The sequence below is a fragment of the Lysinibacillus sp. A1 genome, assembly GCF_000801965.1.
GTDB lineage: Bacteria > Bacillota > Bacilli > Bacillales_A > Planococcaceae > Lysinibacillus > Lysinibacillus fusiformis.
Window position 1 is genome coordinate 1 of the sequence record NZ_JSZM01000051.1, and the last position, 2,592, is coordinate 2,592.

The 2,592-nt window shown below is 33.2% G+C and carries 3 protein-coding genes; 2 read left to right on the forward strand and 1 reads right to left on the reverse strand.

Translation table 11 applies throughout. The annotated features are described in order from the left end of the window. Positions 1-162 precede the first annotated feature (162 nt). Both PI85_RS23325 and PI85_RS23330 read left to right on the forward strand, forming a co-directional pair. Entirely contained in the window at positions 163-960 is a 798-nt protein-coding gene (locus tag PI85_RS23325) for a MerR family transcriptional regulator (protein ID WP_036125524.1), read from the forward strand. Between the two features lie 22 nt (positions 961-982). Next, on the forward strand, positions 983-1,627 hold the full coding sequence (locus tag PI85_RS23330) for a DUF1295 domain-containing protein (RefSeq protein WP_036125527.1): 645 nt from the start codon (positions 983-985) through the stop codon (positions 1,625-1,627). Positions 1,628-2,064: 437 nt separating this feature from the next. On the opposite strand, the gene PI85_RS23335 is transcribed toward PI85_RS23330, so the two are convergent. Beyond that, the gene (locus PI85_RS23335) at positions 2,065-2,331 is read right to left on the reverse strand and encodes a gamma-type small acid-soluble spore protein (RefSeq protein ID WP_036125530.1); all 267 of its coding nucleotides are present in this window, start codon (positions 2,329-2,331) and stop codon (positions 2,065-2,067) included. Positions 2,332-2,592 lie beyond the last annotated feature (261 nt).

Here is a 2,592-nt window from a genome sequence, read left to right on the forward strand (position 1 = left end):
GCTAGTTTTGTCCCAGCCTCATTTTTTTGAAGCTCACGCAGCAGCCAGTAAAAAAATAATCGAAGGCTAGCTACGAAAGTAATAAAATATAGCTATATTTATTGACCTTCCCCTTACAGGAAACATTATATTTAAAGTAATTTATTAAAGGAGGTGATGATTATGCTTTCAATTGGTGAATTCTCGAAAATATCACATCTTACGTTGAAGACACTTCGATACTATGATGAAATTGAACTTTTAAAGCCTGCTTCCGTAGACAGGCAAAATAACTATCGTTACTATCATCTTTCCCAATTAAAAACGGCTCTATTGATTACGCGATTAAAAAACTATTTATTTTCGCTTGAAGAAATCAAGGTTATTTTAGCAAATTTGGATGATAGGGACTTTTTAAACGCTAAAATGCAAACCAAGCAAGAAAAATTAACAAAATATATAACTGATCATTGTTCGCTATTAAAAAAATTAGAGCTTGATATTCAACGTTTAAATAAAGCCGAACATATCATGAGTTACTTAGATAAAATAGAGATTAAGCTTATGAATCACTTGACCTTTCATATATTATCTCAACGAAAACAAGTGAATACCGCTGATTTTCTATTACACTTTAATGAATTATTGAGTAGAGCTTTGTTTGCAAATTTAGCACCTATTGCGAAACCACTTGCCATTTTTCATAGCGCAGAATATGTACCAGAAAAATATGATGTAGAAATAGCCATTCCCTTGGCAGAGGCCACACATGAAACAAAAGTGTTTAACCCTGGTCTTTGCGCAATGGCAACGCTTACTGGTTCTTATGATGAATTACCGTCTATTCATACAAAGCTACATATGTGGGTTAACGATAATCACTATAATCTGAATGGAGCGCCGTTTGAAGTTTATCATACGAATCCATATAGTACTTCGGAGGAAAAAAATATTGTAGAAGTATATTTTCCTATCCAATAAATAGTTGAAGGAGTGTAATACAATGTATGGCATTAATCGGCCAACGATAAAAGAAAAAATCTTGATTGTAGTTGCTGAAATGATCTATCTAGTCATTGCATATTATTTACTTTTCATCACTTATGACAACTCAGGCATTGCACTAGGGCTTTTTATTGCTTTAGTTATTACAGCTTTACGATTAACGGCTATGATGTTTATATGGTTGACTAGAGGCATAGCATGGCAAGAAGCTATCATGAACAGTTTGGCTTTTGGGATCTATTATTTAGGCTTCCCAATCTTAATGATTACTAGTAATCAAGATCCAAATGTAGTAATCCTTATTTTAGGTTGGGTATTTTTTGTAGGAGGAAGTATGCTAAACACCGTTTCAGAGTTATTAAGAAAGCCTTTTAAAGACAATCCTGCTAATCAAGGAAAGCTATATACAGGCGGATTATTTAAATATGCAATTCATATTAATTATCTAGGGGATTGCCTCTGGGTATTAGGATTAGCGCTCATCTCTAACAATATTTATAGTTTACTTATACCACTTGGTCTAATTTTAGTATTTGTATTTGGATATATTCCTAAATCCGACGATTATCTACAGAGCAAGTATGGAGAACAATTTACAGTATATAAACTGAAAACAAAAAAGTTAATTCCGTTTATCTGGTAAATCCGTAACAAGCGTTTCTAACAGAGCAAGATCACGCTTTAACTTGGGACAATTTCCTATTTTTATTCTATAAAAATAATTATTAATATGTACCGTTAACAGGTTTTGCTTGTTGCTTTGCATATTTGGATTAGCTAGTTCTTCGTCTTACAAAAATAAAAAAGCTGCGGCTTTAATAAACGCCACAGCCTATAAAAAGTGCGTGCGAGGCACCAATATTAATGTATGTAATGTAATGTTACTTATTACTTTTTAATCATTTCAACTAGGACATGTTGTTCTAAAATAAAGGATCTAAGAAGAAATGAACTTGTCATAATAAAACAAAAGCCACTCTGACATCTCTTCAGTTTTCATTTTAACTTTGAGGGAGGCCTTTATAAAAAAGAATATAAATACAACCGGCAAAGGCTGCCGGTTGTGGATGATAAGTAAATTTACTTTGTATTGTTTTCGTTTGAAAATCGACCAGACGCAAATTTTTTGTTAGTTTCAGCTTGTTGAATTTGCTGTCTGATTTCATTAACATCCGTCTCATTTCCAAACTCTTGACTCATCGAATTCGTTGAACCAGAAGCTTGCATTTTCTTAGCTTCAGCTTGTTGGATTTGTTGTTTAATTTGATTTACATCCGTTTCATTTCCAAATTCCTGGCTCATGGCATTTGGAGTGTTTGAGTTAAAGTTTTGATTGTTGTTCGCCATTAAAATCACCTCCTGGAATTAGTGTGTACAGAAGGTGTATTTGTATCCGTTTTTTTCTAAAGCTCGTACGTTTAAAGGTTTCGACCTAAACAGCAGCTTGGCTAGTAGAGGATGAAACAAAATAATAATCTAAGTAGCACAAGTTACAAATATTGTAGCTAGCCTAATAGAAATGACCAGCAAAGCCAAATTTGAACTGCACCCCGTCAAGTAGACAGTGGAAATAAAAAAATGTATTAAGCCTGTCTCTTATACACATAT